Here is an 18,681-nt window from a genome sequence, read left to right on the forward strand (position 1 = left end):
GGTTTAAGTGGAAACATTACTTGAACAAATAGAAAGCGGAAAACTGTGGCAGTTCCCAGGTGGCATCCATCCACCAGAGCAAAAGACATTATCCAACCAACAACCGATTGCTCGTTTACCTTTGCCTGATAAACTAATCCTGCCACTAAAGCAGCACATTGGTGCCAATGGTAGCCTGTTAGTTAACTCTGGCGATCACGTCCTTAAGGGTCAAGCATTGACGGCTCCAGGCACGAACTGGTCGCTGCCCATTCACGCCCCCACATCTGGCACCATTGAAGCGATAAAACCGATGCCGTCGGCGCATCCATCCGCGCTACCTGAGCTCAGTATTATTTTGCGCCCAGACGGTGAAGATAAGTGGACACCACTGAATCCTATTAGCGACATTAGCACGCTTGATAACAAACAGCTTATCGATATTATCCACCAAGCTGGTATTGCCGGTATGGGCGGTGCGGGATTCCCAACCTATGTCAAAGCAGACAGCCCAAAGCCCATTGAGTTTTTAGTCGTCAATGGCATTGAGTGCGAACCATATATTACAGCCGATGATCGTTTGATGCGTGAGCACGCCAAAGAAATCATCGCAGGCGTCGAAGTGCTACAAGGCATATTGAAGCCACAAAAAGTGTTATTTGGCATTGAAGATAATAAACCTGAAGCCATTGCGGCGATCACCGCAGCGGCTCAGCATAATCAGGATATCTTAGTCCGTAGTGTGCCAACCAAATACCCTTCTGGTGGTGAAAAGCAACTGGTCAAGCTATTAACTTCCAAAGAAGTACCAAGTGCTGGAATACCAGCGGATATCGGCGTTCTAGTGCAGAACGTTGGAACACTGTTCGCAATTTGGCAAGCCATTTTTGAGGGTAAACCACTTATTGAGCGTGTAGTTACCGTGACCGGTAATACCATTACTCAGCCAAGCAACGTGTGGGCTTTACTCGGCACTGAAATAAAGCACCTGCTAGACTCACAAGGCTTTTCACCAGTAGAGGCGCAGCGCGTAGTCATGGGCGGTCCAATGATGGGCTTTACCTTGCCATCGGTTAGGATCCCAGTGGTCAAAACCACCAACTGTATACTCGCGCCAGACAACCAAGAACTTGCGATCCCGGGGGACGAAAAGGCATGCATTCGCTGTAGTGCCTGTGCAGATGCCTGCCCTCAAAGCTTATTACCACAGCAGTTACAATGGTTTGCTAAAGGCAAAGAGTACCAAAAGTTAGAGGAATACAACCTCTTTGACTGTATCGAATGTGGTGCGTGCTCTTATGTTTGTCCAAGCGAAATCCCCTTAGTGCAATACTATCGTGTAGCCAAAGCCGACATTCGCGAACAAAAGCTTGAACAAGTCAAAGCAGAGCGTGCTAAAGAGCGTTTTGAAGCGAGAAAAGAGCGCTTAGAGCGCGAACAAGAAGAACGCCAAAATAAACATAAACGCCGTTCGGCGGGCGCTGCACCAAAAGCCGCAGATAAAGAAAAAGTGCAAGAAGCACTCTCACGCGTTAAAGATAAGCAGTCAGATAAATCCGCGGTCCAAGCTGCGATTGCACGCGCCAAAGCCAAACGAGGTGAGAACGGCGAATTAGAGCCGGATAACAGCGCCATTGCTGAAGAGCGTGCAAAACGCAAAGCGCAGGCGCGTAAATATAAAGAAGAAAAAACTGATCAGCCTGAAAGCACAGATAAAAAAGATGCAGTAGCCGCCGCCATTGCCCGTGCAAAGGCGAAAAAGGCCGCAGCCCAAACATCATCTGAGTCTGAGCCAGCAGCAACAGATGATAAAAAGGCAGCCGTAGCTGCTGCAATCGCCCGGGCTAAAGCCAAAAAAGCAGCCGCAGAAGACACGGCAGAACCTGAAGTCAATGCAGCGCCAAGCGGTAAAAAGGCAGCTGTTGCTGCCGCAATTGCCAGGGCTAAGGCCAAGAAAGCTGCTAAAGAGGCGGAAGAAGCTGGCGAGAGCACAGTCGAACAAGAAGAAGCCGCTCCAACGGAAAGCGCCGAGGAAGATCCACGTAAAGCCGCCGTTGCTGCCGCAATTGCCAGAGCTAAAGCCAAGAAAGCAGCTAAAGAGGCGGAAGAAGCTGGCGCAAGCGTGAGCGAACAAGCAGAAGCCGCCTCAACGGCAAGCACCGAGGAAGATCCACGTAAAGCTGCCGTTGCCGCCGCAATCGCTAGAGCTAAGGCCAAGAAAGCTGCTAAAGAGGCTAAAGAAGCAGGCGCAAGCGTGAGCGAACAAGCAGAAGCCGCTCCAACGGCAAGCGCCGAGGAAGATCCACGCAAAGCCGCCGTTGCTGCCGCAATTGCCAGAGCTAAGGCCAAGAAAGCTGCTAAAGAGGCAGAAGAAGCTGGCGCAAGCGTGAGCGAACAAGCAGAAGCCGCCTCAACGGAAAGTGCTGACGAAGATCCACGTAAAGCTGCCGTTGCCGCCGCAATTGCCAGAGCTAAGGCCAAGAAAGCTGCTAAAGAGGCGGAAGAAGCTGGCGCAAGCGTGAGCGAACAAGCAGAAGCCGCTCCAACGGCAAGCGCCGAGGAAGATCCACGCAAAGCTGCCGTTGCCGCCGCAATTGCCAGAGCTAAGGCCAAAAAAGCCGCTAAAGAGGCACAAGAAGCTGGCGAAAGCGTGAGTGAGCAAGGCGAAGAAACAAATGAGCCAACGGCGGGATCAGAAACAGACTCCAGCGGTACAGAGCAAGGTGCTGAGGGCACATCTGAGCAGCAACAAGCCAGCCCTGAAGCACGTAAAAAAGCCGCCGTTAAAGCCGCAATTGCAAGAGCAAAAGCGAAGAAGCAAGCGAAAGAACAAGAAGGAAATGAACCGTCATGAAACTAACCATGGCCTCATCCCCGCACAATCATAGCCATAAGTCGGTCAACAAAATCATGATGACCGTCATGGCAGCCTGTATTCCCGGGATCTTAGTCCAAACCTACTATTTTGGTTTTGGTGTATTGATCCAGTTGGCTTTGGCGCTTATTACCGCAAGCCTTGCTGAAGCGCTAGTGCTAAAGCTAAGAGGTCGAGCGATATGGCACAGCCTCAGCGACGGTAGTGCTTGGCTCACTGCTGTGCTACTGGCCATCAGTATTCCGCCACTAGCCCCTTGGTGGATAACTGTCATTGGCGCATTTTTTGCCATCGCAATTGTAAAACAGCTATACGGTGGCCTAGGCTTTAACCTTTTCAACCCGGCCATGGCGGCCTATGTATTATTGCTGATCTCCTTCCCTGTACAAATGACTTCATGGTCACCTATTCAAGCGCTCACGCTAGAGTCGCTAAGCTTTGTCGACCAACTCGCGATGATCTTTACCGAGTCCACCAGCCAAGGTGTCTCACTTGACGTATGGCGTGCAGGGGTGATTGACGGTGCGACTGGTGCCACGCCATTAGACTCGGTAAAAACCGCAGTCTCGCAAGGCTTAACCGTGAATGAGGCGATGAATAAGCAGGGTTTTGGAGCACTTGCGGGACTTGGTTGGCAATATGTTAACCTGGCCTTTTTGCTAGGTGGTCTTTATCTGCTAAAAGCCAAAGTGATCAACTGGCATATTCCTGTAGCCTTTATTGCCAGTCTTGGCCTTGCTAGCGCAATTGGCTATATCATTGCCCCTGAATCAGAGCCGGGCACCCTATTCCATTTGTTAAGTGGCGGCGCTATGCTTGGTGCCTTTTTTATAGCCACCGATCCGGTGTCGGCCTCTACCACTAACTTAGGTCGCCTGATTTACGGCGCGGCAATCGGCTTAACAGTCTATGTTATTCGTCAATTTGGTGGCTATCCAGACGCCGTTGCATTTGCAGTTGTGATCATGAATATGGCCGTACCACTTATCGATCATTACACTCAGCCTCGTACTTATGGTCATGGAGCAAAATCATGATAATTCAATCGATGCAGAAAAATGGCCTCATCCTCGCGGCATTTGCACTGGCAACAACAGGGGCGGTCGCACTGATTAATGACCTCACCAAAGATAAAATTGCCAGCCAAGAGCAGCAGCACCTGATGCAACTGCTTTCTCAGGTGATTGCAGCAGGTAAGTACGACAATACACTGTATTTGGATTGCACCACCAGCAACGCACTAGAACTCGGCCCTGGCGGCCCGCACACCATTTACAGAGCCAGACTCAATGGCGAACCCTCAGCCCTGTTAGTGAGACACATCACCCCCAAAGGCTACAGTGGCAATATTGATGTCTTAACCGCTATCGATAGACAAGGTCTGATCTCAGGTGTGCGTGTAACGCGCCATGAAGAAACCCCAGGCCTTGGTGATAAGGTCGAGCTGGCAAAATCGGCTTGGGTAACGACTTTCAACGGTGTTCAAGTTGAAGGTGAAGCAGATCCTAAAATGAATGTGAAAAAAGACGGCGGTCAATTTGATTCATTTACTGGCGCAACCATTACCCCACGTGCCGTGGTAACCTCGGTAAATCAGGCCGCATGGTTTGCCAAAACGCATTTTGATGCGCTATTTAACGCGCCTAATACTTGCGAGGTGTCGCAATGAGTCAGTTTAAATCGCTCTTTCAAGAAGGTACATGGCAAAATAACCCTGCACTGGTACAGCTTTTAGGGCTGTGTCCGCTCCTTGCGGTGACTTCAACGGTAACCAATGCATTAGGGCTTGGTATCGCCACACTACTGGTACTGGTTGGTTCTAACTTTACCGTATCCGTAGTGAGAAACTGGGTGCCAAAAGACATTCGTATTCCCGTGTTTGTGATGATCATCGCCGCCTTTGTTACGGTTATTCAACTACTCATGAACGCTTATACCTTTGGTCTGTATCAATCCCTTGGTATATTTATTCCGTTGATCGTGACCAACTGCGCCATTATTGGTCGTGCCGAGGCATTCGCTTCGAAGAATAGTCCGCTGTTATCGGTTTGGGATGGTTTAATGATGGGACTGGGTTTTGCACTGGTGCTATTTGTACTGGGTGCAATGCGCGAACTCATTGGTCAAGGAACACTATTTGATGGTGCCGAGCTACTCCTTGGCAACTGGGCAAGTGTTTTGCGTATTGAGATCTTCTCATTCGATCATCAATTTTTAGTCGCAATCCTGCCACCGGGCGCCTTTTTAGGCCTTGGTTTTTTGATTGCCGCTAAAAACATTATCGACGCTCAGCTCAAAGCCAAAGCAGCGCCAACAGCCGAAGAAGTAAAAGGCCCAAGAGCACGGGTCACTAACTTAAACTAATGTGGTAATAATAAAGCCAGTTTGCAGCGATACCGTCACTATCGCTGCTTAATGAAAATAACCGCATGCTACCGTCATTGAATTTAGCAAGTAAATCTTATGAATAAACAAAAACGTATAGAAATACTCACGCGACTCAGGGACGAAAATCCGCACCCTGAAACTGAGCTAGAATACTCGTCACCATTCGAGCTTTTAGTTGCCGTTACCCTCTCAGCACAAGCCACTGATGTTGGGGTAAACAAAGCGACACGCAAACTCTTCCCTGTTGCCAACACACCTGAGAAAATTCTGGAGCTTGGCCTTGAGGGCTTAAGAGACTATATCAAAACCATTGGTTTATTTAATTCAAAAGCCAATAACGTCTATAAAATGTGTCAGATCCTCGTTGACAAACACGGCTCCGAAGTTCCTGAAAACCGTGAAGCATTAGAAGCACTGCCGGGTGTTGGTCGCAAAACCGCCAACGTGGTACTAAACTGCGCTTTTGGCTGGCCGACAATTGCCGTAGACACCCATATATTCCGCGTCTCCAATCGCACCAAATTTGCCATGGGTAAAGATGTAGTAGCAGTCGAGCAAAAGCTGGAAAAGGTTGTACCAAAAGAGTTTAAAGTGGACGTCCACCACTGGCTTATTCTCCATGGCCGCTATGTGTGCACCGCGCGTAAACCTAAATGTGGCAGCTGTTTGATTGAAGATTTGTGTGAGTTTAAAGAGAAGACTGATAGCTAATCTTTGTTTTAGCATAAGCACAACTTTTATTTGTAGCAGCTCCTACTTCACGCCACATTCGTATCGACGTGATGGTTAGCCTAAGGCAATACCACTGCTGAATACCCTATTCCATCTGGTCCGTTACCAGTAGGGAGTTCAAATAAGGTTTTGCCAGATACAATATCTATAACAAGGACCTTATTTTTTTGGTAAGCGGATAAAAATAAAGTGCGATCGTCTGGATGGAGGATCACGCCTTTTGGTCCTGTTCCCGGCTCAAACTTTATTTGACGCAGCTTTTCTTTGTGCATTGCATCGATCACATCAAGGGTGTGATTCCAATAGTCTGAGATCACAGCAAACTGCTCATCGCGGGTAAGTAACACACGGTATGGAAAGTTATAGCCTTTCCATTGCTTAATTATACGCTCATTTGCTACATCAAACACGGTAACTAAGCCATCATCGTTGCTACCAACCCAGAGCTCTGAGCCACTTTTATTTATGGTGATAGCCTCTGGTACTTTTGGCATTGAAATTTTGCGAAGTAAGGCACCTGACTTTACATCTAATTCAGACACTGAATCTGCGCGCATATTTGTGGTGTAAACACGCTCGCTAGACGCCGGCAGCGCCACCATATGAGAGCCTCTTTGCTCTGTTGCTATTACTTTATCAATTTTCCCCGACTCTATATCAACGATTACCACACTGTCGGAGCCTTCAGACGATACTGCAACGCGTTTTTGGTCTTTTAAAAACAACACGCCATGTGGCCTTGGATAACGAGAAAAATCAATGGTTTTAACTTTTTTTGCTTGCCGAACGTCAAAAACACTTAGACTATTGCCACGTGCATAATTAGTGACAACAGCCGTATGCCCGTCGGCACTCATTGCTAATTCATGTGGTCCTCTGCCGGTTGCGAGCGTCAGCTTAATTTTTCGGCTACTAAGATCGATGAAATCAACCGAGTCCCCCTTTTTATTTACAACAACCAATGTTCCCGACAAGTTATTTGTATCAGCCCATGAAGGGAAGCTGATTAAACACCCAAATAAGAACACATACACAACATAATTAACCAATCTCATTTTGACTCCTATTGATCTGTTAGCTAGTACTGTTGTTTTTATCACTACTGTATTTATCATTGAAAAGCAATCGTAATACAGCCGTCAAAAACACCCTATCCCAAATTTAACTCAGACACGCCTGATACTCGAAACCTTCCTGTTTCCTATGTTGAATAGCACACTTTCCATCACTCGCAACAACTCCCTCGCCTACATCCGTTTTACAATTTCTAGAGCATTTTCAAAGTATTGATTTCACAAATCACTACGCTTTCTTTATGCTAATGAAAGTCTTTAAATTTTAATGCGAATATCATTATGCTACCTGTCCTTCGTATCTTGTTAATAGAACAAGAGCCAGCCGTATTGCAAGCGCTCTCAAGCAATCTGTCAAAAACGATCCCTAATTTTGAGCGAGAGGATGTTCAAATCGATATTATTGAATGTCTCGAACTTTCAAAAGCCTTGGAGCATGTCACTGAAGATGGTGATATTCAAGCTGTCGTGCTGAGTTGGGATGTGCAACAGAAAAGTGGCGAACAAACCTATAGTCGCTTTATCGAGCAATTAAAAAGTATTCGTCTAGAATTACCGGTTTATGTTATTGGTGATGACACTAAAGGGCTTGAGATAGTCAACGAATCCGAGGAAATCGAGTCTTTCTTCTTTAAAGATGAAGTTATCTCAGATCCTGAAGCCATTTTAGGTTATATGATCAACGACTTTGATGACAGAGCCGAGACGCCATTTTGGACGGCGTATCGCAGTTATGTCGGCGAAGCGAACGACTCTTGGCATACTCCAGGTCACAGCGGCGGTTCAAGCTTTAGAAACTCTCCTTATATCAAAGATTTTTATCAATTCTATGGCCGTAATGTATTTGTCGGAGACTTGTCTGTATCGGTTGATTCGTTAGGTTCACTGTCAGACAGCACCAATACCATTGGCCGCGCTCAGGAATCCGCAGCAGCAACGTTTGAGGTTAAACGCACCTACTTCGTGACCAACGGTTCGTCCACCTCGAATAAAATTATTTTGCAAACCCTACTTCGCAAAGGTGATAAGGTGATCATCGACCGCAACTGTCATAAGTCTGTGCACTATGGCATTTTGCAATCGGCCAGTTTCCCTATCTATTTATCGAGTATCTTAAATCCCAAATATGGCATATTCGCACCGCCTTCACTGGCTGACATCAAGCAAGCGATTGAACAAAATACCGATGCAAAACTACTGGTGCTCACCGGCTGTACCTATGATGGTTTGCTGAGCGATCTGAAACAAGTCGTAGAATTCGCCCATCAGCATGGCATCAAAGTCTTTATTGATGAAGCTTGGTTTGCTTACTCGCTATTTCACCCTAGCTTGCGCCATTACTCCGCCATTCATGCAGGTGCCGATTATGTCACTCATTCGGCGCATAAAGTCGTATCAGCATTTTCACAGGCGTCTTATATTCATATTAATGACCCCGATTTTGATGCTGATTTCTTCCGTGAGATTTACAGTATCTACGCCAGCACCTCGCCAAAATACCAACTGATTGCGTCTTTGGATGTGTGCCAAAAGCAGTTAGAGATGGAAGGCTATAAATTACTCAATGCGCTGCTGAACCATGTTGCAGAGTTCAAACAGCAGATGGCCTCGCTCAAACATATAAAAGTGCTTGATAAGCAAGATTTTATGAACATATTCCCACATTTTAGTGGCGATAATATGGGTCATGATCCGCTTAAAATCCTCATCGATATTAGTGAACTGCCATACTCATTAAAGGATATTCATAAGTTTCTGCTAGACGAAATTGGGCTGGAGATTGAGAAATACACGCACAGTACCATCTTAGTCTTACTAACCTTGGGTGGTACACGCTCAAAGATCATTCGTTTATACAATGCCTTAAAGAAGCTCGATGGCGGCAAGGTAAAACTATCGAAGTCAACGCGACGCTCACGCTTACCTGAGAATTTACCCGCTATTGACCTTGCTTGTATTCCTAGTGATGCCTTCTACGGTGAACGTGAATCTGTGCCTATTAGCAAGAGCAACAACCGTATTTGTGCAGGTTTAGTCACCCCGTATCCTCCGGGTATTCCGCTTTTGGTGCCAGGTCAACATATTACCCAAGAGCATATTGAATATCTCAAGGAACTGGCAGGCCAAGGATTGACCATTCAAGGTAGTTTCGATGGTGAGATCTACGTGCTTAAGGAGCAAGAGGAAAAATAAAGCGAGCCACTATCGTTAGTTGACTCACTGAGCAGCGATGTCATTAGACATTGCTGCACCAGCATTACATAAAAGATTATAAAGAGCTGTTAACTCACTGAGTATAGCCTTAACTGAGAAACAATTTGTTTATCAGGCTAATTACTACTAAGAAATATGATCCACCTGAGAACACATAAAAATTTAAAAATCAAATCGTTACCATCAAGTCCTGTATTATTACCCTTTAGCCTAAATTGACTAGCTCTACCCATCTAATCAATACACGCTGATAGAAAGGCACTATCTTTGGCTCAGCTTAAGATATTCCACTGATGATACAAAGTAATCAACCTGAGTCTTGGATAAGGAATAAGCTAACTTATTGTTTTTAAAGTTCACCTTAATTTCCCCCTTGTCCAGCCAGAGAGTTTTAGTGGTAACACTGCTTCCTGTAGGCAAGGCAAATTTAAGCACCAATAGCTGGCATAGGGAGTGAATTCAATGCAGTTAGCGCTAATACTAATCCGATAAATAGTATTCTACGCTCGTGACCACACGTACAATTTTGATCTGCGGTGTATTACTGTCTCTATCGCGAATGCTAAATTGCCCTTGTCTTGCTGATTTTATTTTGCCAAGTACAGAGTCGGAATCTTTAGCAAATTTGACCGCCACTTCTCGTGCTTTTTGTGTGGCTTCTTGCACCATTTCAGGCTTAATATCATTAAGGCCAGTAAACAAATATTCAACTCGATTTTGATAATCATCTTTGGTGATGGCAATACCTTGTTTGGCCAGCTCACTTAACTGCCCTAGCGCTTGCGATACCTTATCTGGATTATTGGAGTACACTGTCACACCAGCTTTTGCCACATACCGAAATCCCTGATTATTTTGTCCGTACTCTTGGGCGTATTTATCTGTAATAGAAGGCGCTGATATCGAAAGCTCGGAAGCATCAAAGCCATGTAAGGTTAAGAACGCGCGGATAGCTGCGTTTTTCTTTTCAGTGCGCTCAACCAACGCTTCCAGATCGTTATCTGCATCACGATAAAATACAGGCCAAATCACCGTATCTGCCGTTACTTCCTTTTCCGATAACCCCTTTACACTTACCGTTCGCTCCATTCCTTTTACTTCTAGAATGGTCGAGTTTACCATCCAGCCACTCACTATCACCGCCAGTGATAGCAAAGCCGCAGGAGCTAAATATTTATTCATAGTAGACATATCTTTGTCCTCAACGTTACGCCTCAGTCATGGTTTTCGTACAATTATTATAGGGATAGATCAAAGTCTACCTTAATTGCACTCGAAAACTGCGAGCAAAATGGTAGAGTGGTGCTTATGAGCTGCGGCTGAACTAGGAAACAGTATGAGCGTAAAGCGTATTAGCCAATTTTTTAACCCCCAATCTATTGCGGTGATTGGTGCTTCTAACAATCCAGATCGCGCCGGCTTTATTGTAATGCGTAACTTGCTGCAAGGCGGCTTTAAAGGGCCCATTATGCCCGTCAGCCCAAAACATACCGCAGTGCATGGAGTACTTGCTTACAATACTATTAGACAGTTACCCAAAGTCCCTGATCTCGCTGTTATTTGTACCAACAAACAAACCCTAGTGCAAATCATCAATGAGCTTGGCGAAATTGGTTGTCAGCATGCAATCATCATCGCAGCAGGTCTCGATAATCAGCATAAACAACTATTAAAAGAAGCCGCCAAAATAGCCAAAGTCACCTTGCTTGGTCCTAATTGCCTCGGTTTACTCATTCCTCACTTGGGTATTAATGCTAGTTTTTCTCATACGGTTGCAGCACCCGGTAAGCTTGCTTTTATTTCACAATCGGCGGCGGTATGTTCAACCATACTGGACTGGGCACAACATAAAAAAATCGGCTTTTCTTACTTTGTTTCCGTTGGGGATTGCCTTGATATCGATTTCGACGAACTACTCGATTTCCTCGGACGGGATCCAAAAACCCAAGCTATTTTGCTTTATATTGATAATATCGACGATGTTAGGCGCTTTATTTCCGCAGCTCGAGCCGCTGCATTTAGTAAGCCCGTCATCGCCATAAAAACCGGTAAAACCAAGGCTGGCGCAATCGCTGCGCTGAATCACACCGGCGGCAATACCTCCGATGACGCAGTTTATGATGCCATGTTCCAACGTGCAGGTATGCTGAGGGTAAACGATCTTAGGGAGCTATTTGCTGCCACTCAAACCCTTGCTTTACACCCCAAATTGCTGCAAGTAGAACAGCTGACCATTTTAACCAATGGTGGCGGCCCTGGCATTATGGCGGTCGATACCTTACTACAGAACTCAGGCAAACTGGCGGTGCTAAGCGAGCAGACCAAGCAAGCGCTCAGCGCCCTGATCCCACAAACGGATCATGCTTGTAACCCTATAGATATTTTTGGTGATTCCTCGCCAAAACGTTACCAACAAGCACTAGAAGTTCTGTTAAAAGCTGACGAAGTCAAAAACTTATTGATAATTCATACTCCTTCAGCGCTTGCGCCAAGTACCGCTTATGCCGAGATCATTGCACAAACCCTAGCCAAAATTCCAAAAATGGCGCGCCCTTATGTGATGACGAATTTTATGGGTGAAGAAGCGGCCTACGCTGCAAGGCTTGTATGCGCAAATGCTAAGATCCCAACTTATCGTACACCCGAAGGTGCAGTTGGTGCCTTTATGCACTTGGTGAGCTACCGCCGAAACCAAAAACATCTCACACAGACACCAGAATCCTACAGTGATGAAGACCAGCTGCAACACCTGCAAAGCAAACGTTTAATCAATGACTTTTTAAACTCTGGCGCCAATAAACTCGCGACCCATTTAGCTTCTCAAGTGCTGGCTAATTACGATATAGAATGTATAGAGACGCAAATCGCACTCACCCCCTCAGAAGCAAAAGAGCAAGCTCAGCAGCTTGGCTTTCCCGTTGCACTTAAGCTGATAAGTCATGACATCCCCTCTAAGTCGGAAGTGGGTGGGGTTGTGCTCAACCTCAATGATGCCGAAGAAGTAGAGCAAACCGCATTTTCGATGTTACTACGGATCCGCGAGGCGGCACCCGAAGCTGAAATAGAAGGCTTCTCTTTGCAACGCATGGCAAAACGCGCTGGTGGACAAGAATTACGGATCGCGGTAAAAACCGAACCTGGTGTTGGCCCTGTTATTTTACTGGGTGAAGCGGGCACCGGGCTTAATTTCTCGCAAGCTGCGGTGGCATTACCGCCACTGAATATGAACCTTGCAAAGTACCTGATTGCAGCCGCCCATGATAAAGGCTTTATCAAGGAGCGAGCACTGCCTGAAAAGGTCGATAAATACCGTCTGTGCGCCCTACTCACTCGTGTCTCTCAAATGGTAGTCGACCAACCCGATATTATTGATATGGAACTCAACCCTATTTTGGCCTGTTCGGGTCAGTTCCAAGTACTCGACGCCAGTATTACGCTAAGACGATACGAGCCAGTATCAGGCCGTAAACGCTTGGCCATCCGGCCTTACCCCCGAGAGTTGGTAAAAACCGTGACATTAAAAGATGGCCGCCCTGCAACCTTGAGACCTATTCGTCCTGAGGATGAAAGAGCGCACCAAGAATTTGACCAGTCTTTAAGTAAAGAAGATAGATACCGCCGCTTTTTTGGCGAGCTGCCGCAATTTAATCATGAGCAACTCGCCAAAATGACGCAAATTGACTACGACCGAGAAATGGCGTTTATCGTCACTGTGCCGAATAAATCTAGCTACCAAACGCTTGGGGTATCACGCGTATTGATGGACCCAGATAACCAAGTGGCTGAATTTGCCGTAGTGGTACGCTCAGACTGCCAAGGACTTGGGCTTGGACGAATACTCATGGAAGCTGCTATAAAACACTGTCGTAAACAAAACGTACAAAGTATAGAAGGGATCACTCTGCCAGAAAATAGCGGTATGATAGGTCTTGCCAAAAAGCTCGGATTCACCGTATCTCGAGATTTTGAGGAAGGCACCATTCAGATGGTGTTACACTTAAACTAAACACAAAAAAGATAAGGGATGCTGGCAACTTGATGCAACTTCACATCAGAGAAAAAACGGCTGCGGTGCTCGAGGCTACAGGGCAATACCGCCGACTCGGGCGGGCAGTTGATATCTTCCTCATCACCCTGATTTTAACCAATGTCGTTGCCATCGTGTTGGAATCTGAGCGCGACTTAGCAACTGTGTACCATCACTACTTTCTCACCTTAGAGTTAGTCAGTGTGACCATCTTCGCCATTGAATACTTACTGAGATTTTGGTGCTGTGTCGATAAGCTTGATTACCGCCATTTGGATATACCAAATTGGAAAAAGCGCCTAAAGTATCTGATATCACCGCTGGCGGTGATTGATCTCATCGCTATTTTGCCAACCATATTAATGGCCTTTATCACCTTTGATCTGCGTTTTTTACGTGTTATTCGATTACTCAGGATCTTTAAGCTGACGCGCTACTCTCGGGCCATGCAGTTGCTACTCGCAGCATTTAAAGAAGAATCGAGTTCATTACTTGCCGCCTTTTTTATCATGAGCGTTGTGCTAATCATGGCCTCTTGCGGAATTTATCTTATTGAACACGATGTGCAACCGGATAAATTTGGCTCCATTCCTAAAGCGATGTGGTGGGCGATGGCTACTCTAACCACCGTGGGTTATGGCGATGTTGTGCCTATCACCCCGCTTGGACAATTTTTTGGTGGCCTTATCACTTTACTCAGTATGGGCATGGTCGCGATCCCCACCGGTCTCTTGGCCTCAAGCTTTGCGGACCAAATGCGCAAACGTCGAGATGCATTCAATGAGGCGGTATTGCATGCGTTAGTCGATGGTGATGTCGACAAAAGTGAACAAGCCCATTTAGAAGCCCTTCGTATAGAGCTTGGCTTAAGTCAATTGGAAGCAAACCAAGCAATTAAACTAATGAGTAGTCAACGCGTCCATCATATGTACTGTCGTCACTGTGGTAAAAAGCTGTAGCCAAAGAGACTACAGCTATATTTCAGAGAGTAGCTGCGCGACTTGTTCGCCACTAATCGCCGAGCTGAAACGGTAACCTTGATAATAATCAACTCGCTCTGCTTTGATGCGTTGATACTGTAGATCGTTTTCCACCCCTTCTGCGACACATTTTAATCCCAATCCATGCGCTAAATTTACACATGAGCGAATAATTAAATAGCTTTCAGGATCCTCAGCAATTTGCTGTACAAAGCTTTTATCTATCTTGATGACATCAATAGGCAATTGTTGCAGATAGGTCAAAGAGGCATACCCCGTCCCAAAGTCATCCATATAGATACGACAGCCCAGTGCTTTTATTTCTTTCATCACTTTCACCGCGCTCTCAACCTTAGAAAGCAGAGCTGTTTCTGTTATCTCAAAGGCCACAGAATGACCCGACACTTTACTGCGGCACAGTGCTTGTTGAATATCCTCGACTAAGCTTGAGGATTCAAAATCAATGGCCGAGAGATTAATGGATATATATAGGTCTTGCTTCATGGTTTGCCAGTGTCTCAATTCAACTAATGCCCGAGAAAGGGTTTGTAAGGTAAGCTCGGTAACGACACCGGCATGTTCAGCAGCAAGCGCATACTCCTGCGCACAAAACTCGCTATTTTCAGGCCAGCGTAATAGCGCTTCAAAGCCAAGCAGAGTATCGCTTTCTACATCGACAATAGGCTGATAATGATTACTAAATTCACCATTTTTTAAGGCCCTCATAAGTGCTTGCTCGACTTCTCGTGAACGCCTAACCTTGCCATTCATTTCTTCGCGAAAAAACTGATAACTGGAAATTTGCTGTACATTAACATGCTCAAGCGCAGCCTTTGCTGCTTGGTTTAACTCAAAAGCGTCTGACGCATCGTCGGGATACATTGCAATACCAATGGCAGGTTGCATAAGTACGGTATGCCCTGCGGCTTCAATTGGAGTACTAAATGAGTGAACCAAACACTCAACATACTGATGAACCTGTTCAGGGTTGTCGAGGTGCTCCATCAACACATAAAACGACTTATCATGTCCCGTCGCTAAGCTATCTAACTCACGGAAGCAGCAGCGTAGCTTTGTTGCAAGCAGAGGAAGCAACTCAGCAACAAAGTCTGCACCATAGATATCGTATAGGTTCTGCAAACGGTTAAACTTTATGACCAAAAGTGCGAAATGTGTATGTTGCGAATGCACGATTGCGTGCTGCACTCTATCCATCAATAACGCTTTATTTGGTAACTTAGTTTGTAAATCATAGTTAGCAAGCTGGTATAGCTCTTTTTCTGTGCGCTTTTGCTGGCTAATATCGGTAAGCACCACCACATAACTGTATAGTTCACCATCGCTATTCGCCACGGCACTAATTTTTATAAGTACGTCTCTTTCGTCACCATTGGGCAAACTCACCACTTCCTCAGAGCTTAAATGCTGATGCACAGCCAGCGCCAACGTCTGGCGTAGATACATCATACGTTTTTGTCTCGACATCCCAAGCTTCACCGCAGTGCTTGATGATGGGATAGAGTCAAGGTTAAAGGCATTTTGCATCGCCCGATTACAAGCCTGAATACGCAGTCTTTTGTCTAAGATCATTACCCAGTCACGGGTCTGCTCAAACGCCGCCCCAAATAATGCGGCTCGCTCTTCAAATAAACGCTCACGCGTTAAGTTGGTATAGGTGCCTGCCACCTGAGTTGGATTACCTTCATCCCACTCAAGTACCTTGCCAAAGTCCTTATACCAACGCCACTGACCTTTGCTGTCTTTTAATCGATAAGTACAGTCGATAAAGCCTTTGTTCGTTGTGACGAACTCAAGCCACTGTAAGCGAAACATGGCTCTATCCGAGGGATGTATCTTTTGCAGATAATCATCCAAGCCGACACTCTCAAGCTCGTAATCGAGCTCCGTAACTAATCGAGGCTGATAGATTAAGGTACTACCCGCATGCCACTCCCATACGCCGGAGTTACTTCCCTCTAGCGCCATTTTCAACCTAGCTTCGCGGTCTTGTGTTTCCTTATGAGCGGCAAGAATAAGTTGCTCGACGCGATACTTTCGATAGCTCCAAAGAGACAGTAGTAAGAGCGTAAGAAAAACATATCCGGCAATCGCAACAGGTGAGCGCCACGCGGGGTAATTTACATTAATGGTTAATTTTGCAGGCGGTGTATAATCTCCTGTTAACGGATCTTTAGCCCAAACTTTTAACCCATATTCACCGGGATTAAGTTTAGGAAATACCACGCGATTTTGATTACGACTCAGGATCTTCTGACCACCAGATATTTGATACTCATAAATAATCCGATCCTGATAACTAAATGCCATTGCAGAGAATGACACTTCGAGTCCAATGTCATCATGCTCAAGCTCGATGTGATCAAATTGCTTTAATCCGGCTTTTTGATTTGGGCGAGAAATTAAATCCACGCTGGTGATATTGACATGATCAAGTAATGGCTTTTTAGGTCTGTTGTCATCGGGAGAAAACACCACAAACCCTTTCAACATACCATAGGCTATGCGACCGTCTTCCAACATCACCGACGCGCCACCGTTAAACTCATTAGAAAGTATGCCATCTTCGGTCGTGAATTGTTGTAAATGCAAATTATCTGGGTCTAGACGCCAAATACCTTTATGAGATGACATCCAAATCATACCTTCCTTGTCTTGGCGCATTTCATACATCAAAGTATCTATTTTATGGGCTTTTAAATCGATGTTATAAATTGGCTCGTAACCATCTAACGTCAGACCAATCAAACCAAAGGATGATAACGACAACCACAAGATATTATTTTTATCTATGGTGTAGGTAGTGATATCGACCGCTAAATGCTTATTTGCTTTCGGCGCTTTATAGATCTCAGTTAGCGTTTCCAACTGCGGATCATATTGCAGCAATACGCCAGCATAGTAGTAAAGGGGTTTAAGCGGCTCGTTTGGAAGTGGTGGGTAGAAGCCATAAGTAAGAAACGGATCGACATTTTCAAATGACTTCGTCAGGTGTGTCAGCTCTGCTGTATTAATATCGTAAACGAACATCCCAACGTCACTATTCACGAAATAAAACTTACCATCAGATAACAACTCCCCACCTTTCACAAAGGATGTCAATATCTCTTTATCTTCTGGATTGTTAGCCTTGGGCCTTGTTACTTCGTGAGTAATAGGGTCAAAGACAAACAGTCCTTTTACCGTCGTGAGCCAAAGCTTATTGTTATACTCCGCAATCTTCCAGATAATAAACTCTGAGAGAATTTCGTCACCCAAGTAACCCTTTAGAAACTGTTTAGTCTCTCTGGTTTTTGGATTGTATCGTGTTAGGCCGTCATTCGTTGCCAGCCACAAAAATTGATTAGATTCATGCATCGCCCAGACATTACTGTGAGAAAAACCTTCACCTTCAACGGTAAGATCACTAACATTATCAAACGCCAGCGTACTGTCTGGTAAGTAAAATGCACCGTCTTCTTTTGTGGCGACCCAAAGGCCACCATAGTTGTCTTTAACAATATCAATAATACTGGTATTTGACGGCAAAAATACGCTTGAAGACAAACGCCTATCTCGAACCGCATTACCATCTTCAATCGTGTAATAAACAAGACCTTTGTCAGTACCAAGCAGCAAGGTATGTTCATCATGCCTGAGCATTTTCCATATGTTTAGTTCGGGAAGCAGCGTTTTAAACGGTACCTCTGCGTCAAAATCTTTTAGTAGTTGAGAAATATCTAGCTCATACATCCCCTGAACCGCACCCACGAGCAAGGTATCCTGGTCTAAAATAAATAGTGATTTAGTATTTGTTTGATAAGGATGTTCAATGGGAGCAAGGTGATCGAGGGTTCTTAATTTTTTCGTTGTTAAATGATATGCAAACAAGCGCTCTGAAGTGGCGATAAACAAGATGTCTTGATGTTGATAAACAGCGCGTATAAAACCACTTTCTTCATCTAACGGTAAAGTCACCTCACTCTTGAGCTTACCTGAGTGGATATTGAGGGTCGCAACATCATTGGTACGCACAACCCACATATGATCATCATCTTTGGTCAAAACAATATTAACCAAATTAGAATAAAACTCGTCCTCTGTAGACGGTGGTTCTATATATTTTCTATACTCATCTTTCATCGGATCGTATCGCAGTAACCCTGCAATACCCGTCGTGATCCAAATCCCACCAAGGTTGTCCTGATAGATATAATTTACCTGCACTTTATCAAGTACGCCATCGGGTCCATTTACATCCAATACCTGATAGCCATCGTAACGGTTAAGCCCACCTTCAGTGGAAAGCCATAGATACCCTTGCTCGTCGATAAGCAGTGTATTGACGTAACTTTGTGATAACCCTTCAGCAGGTGAAAGTCGTGAAATTTGCGCGGCATTTACCAATGCAGTAAA

General features: G+C 45.4%; 11 protein-coding genes. 8 read left to right on the plus strand and 3 right to left on the minus strand.

Features of this window, described 5'->3' with window-relative positions; all coding sequences use genetic code 11:
* Positions 1-7: 7 nt before the first annotated feature.
* The 5 genes from rsxC (at position 8) to nth (ending at position 5,953) form a co-directional block, all read left to right on the plus strand.
* Positions 8-2,833 (plus strand): electron transport complex subunit RsxC, encoded by a 2,826-nt coding sequence (gene rsxC / locus DS891_RS20995; RefSeq protein WP_174170852.1) that lies wholly within the window; start codon positions 8-10, stop codon positions 2,831-2,833.
* Entirely contained in the window at positions 2,830-3,891 is a 1,062-nt protein-coding gene (gene rsxD / locus DS891_RS21000) for an electron transport complex subunit RsxD (RefSeq protein ID WP_010607374.1), read from the plus strand. The genes rsxC and rsxD overlap by 4 nt, the downstream gene beginning before the upstream one ends.
* Positions 3,888-4,523 (plus strand): electron transport complex subunit RsxG, encoded by a 636-nt coding sequence (rsxG, locus tag DS891_RS21005; RefSeq protein WP_174170853.1) that lies wholly within the window; start codon positions 3,888-3,890, stop codon positions 4,521-4,523. Before rsxD ends, rsxG begins: the two co-directional genes overlap by 4 nt.
* Positions 4,520-5,218, plus strand: coding sequence for an electron transport complex subunit E (locus tag DS891_RS21010; protein WP_174170854.1), 699 nt, complete (start codon positions 4,520-4,522; stop codon positions 5,216-5,218). The genes rsxG and DS891_RS21010 overlap by 4 nt, the downstream gene beginning before the upstream one ends.
* 99 nt (positions 5,219-5,317) lie before the next feature.
* Positions 5,318-5,953: an endonuclease III gene (gene nth / locus DS891_RS21015; RefSeq protein ID WP_039491909.1), complete on the plus strand. Its 636-nt coding sequence runs from the start codon at positions 5,318-5,320 to the stop codon at positions 5,951-5,953.
* A gap of 80 nt (positions 5,954-6,033) precedes the next feature.
* Here the strand turns inward: nth and DS891_RS21020 are convergent, their stop codons facing one another.
* On the minus strand, positions 6,034-7,029 hold the full coding sequence (locus tag DS891_RS21020; RefSeq protein ID WP_174170855.1) for a YncE family protein: 996 nt from the start codon (positions 7,027-7,029) through the stop codon (positions 6,034-6,036).
* A 300-nt stretch (positions 7,030-7,329) separates the two neighbouring features.
* On the opposite strand from DS891_RS21020, the gene DS891_RS21025 reads away from it, so the two are divergent.
* Positions 7,330-9,240, plus strand: a complete 1,911-nt coding sequence (locus tag DS891_RS21025; RefSeq protein WP_010607380.1) for an aminotransferase class V-fold PLP-dependent enzyme — start codon at positions 7,330-7,332, stop codon at positions 9,238-9,240.
* A 501-nt stretch (positions 9,241-9,741) separates the two neighbouring features.
* Here DS891_RS21025 and DS891_RS21030 read toward each other — a convergent pair.
* The gene (locus tag DS891_RS21030; protein WP_174170856.1) at positions 9,742-10,452 is read right to left on the minus strand and encodes an SIMPL domain-containing protein; all 711 of its coding nucleotides are present in this window, start codon (positions 10,450-10,452) and stop codon (positions 9,742-9,744) included.
* A gap of 145 nt (positions 10,453-10,597) precedes the next feature.
* On the opposite strand from DS891_RS21030, the gene DS891_RS21035 reads away from it, so the two are divergent.
* The gene (locus tag DS891_RS21035; RefSeq protein WP_010607382.1) at positions 10,598-13,267 is read left to right on the plus strand and encodes a bifunctional acetate--CoA ligase family protein/GNAT family N-acetyltransferase; all 2,670 of its coding nucleotides are present in this window, start codon (positions 10,598-10,600) and stop codon (positions 13,265-13,267) included.
* Positions 13,268-13,299: 32 nt separating this feature from the next.
* Positions 13,300-14,247, plus strand: a complete 948-nt coding sequence (locus DS891_RS21040) for an ion transporter (RefSeq protein ID WP_102056235.1) — start codon at positions 13,300-13,302, stop codon at positions 14,245-14,247.
* Positions 14,248-14,262: 15 nt separating this feature from the next.
* Here the strand turns inward: DS891_RS21040 and DS891_RS21045 are convergent, their stop codons facing one another.
* Positions 14,263-18,672 (minus strand): EAL domain-containing protein, encoded by a 4,410-nt coding sequence (locus DS891_RS21045; RefSeq protein ID WP_254605988.1) that lies wholly within the window; start codon positions 18,670-18,672, stop codon positions 14,263-14,265.
* Between the last annotated feature and the right edge of the window lie 9 nt (positions 18,673-18,681).

It is taken from the genome of Pseudoalteromonas sp. JC28, assembly GCF_013319255.1.
Taxonomy (GTDB): domain Bacteria; phylum Pseudomonadota; class Gammaproteobacteria; order Enterobacterales; family Alteromonadaceae; genus Pseudoalteromonas.

Bases quoted from the DNA above. Each gene is read 5' to 3' on its own strand.
- rsxD (WP_010607374.1), top strand. From the start codon at position 2,830: ATGAAACTAACCATGGCCTCATCCCCGCACAATCATAGCCATAAGTCG.
- rsxG (WP_174170853.1), top strand. From the start codon at position 3,888: ATGATAATTCAATCGATGCAGAAAAATGGCCTCATCCTCGCGGCATTT.
- DS891_RS21010 (WP_174170854.1), top strand. From the start codon at position 4,520: ATGAGTCAGTTTAAATCGCTCTTTCAAGAAGGTACATGGCAAAATAAC.
- nth (WP_039491909.1), top strand. From the start codon at position 5,318: ATGAATAAACAAAAACGTATAGAAATACTCACGCGACTCAGGGACGAA.
- DS891_RS21020 (WP_174170855.1), bottom strand. From the start codon at position 7,029: ATGAGATTGGTTAATTATGTTGTGTATGTGTTCTTATTTGGGTGTTTA.
- DS891_RS21025 (WP_010607380.1), top strand. From the start codon at position 7,330: ATGCTACCTGTCCTTCGTATCTTGTTAATAGAACAAGAGCCAGCCGTA.
- DS891_RS21030 (WP_174170856.1), bottom strand. From the start codon at position 10,452: ATGTCTACTATGAATAAATATTTAGCTCCTGCGGCTTTGCTATCACTG.
- DS891_RS21035 (WP_010607382.1), top strand. From the start codon at position 10,598: ATGAGCGTAAAGCGTATTAGCCAATTTTTTAACCCCCAATCTATTGCG.
- DS891_RS21040 (WP_102056235.1), top strand. From the start codon at position 13,300: ATGCAACTTCACATCAGAGAAAAAACGGCTGCGGTGCTCGAGGCTACA.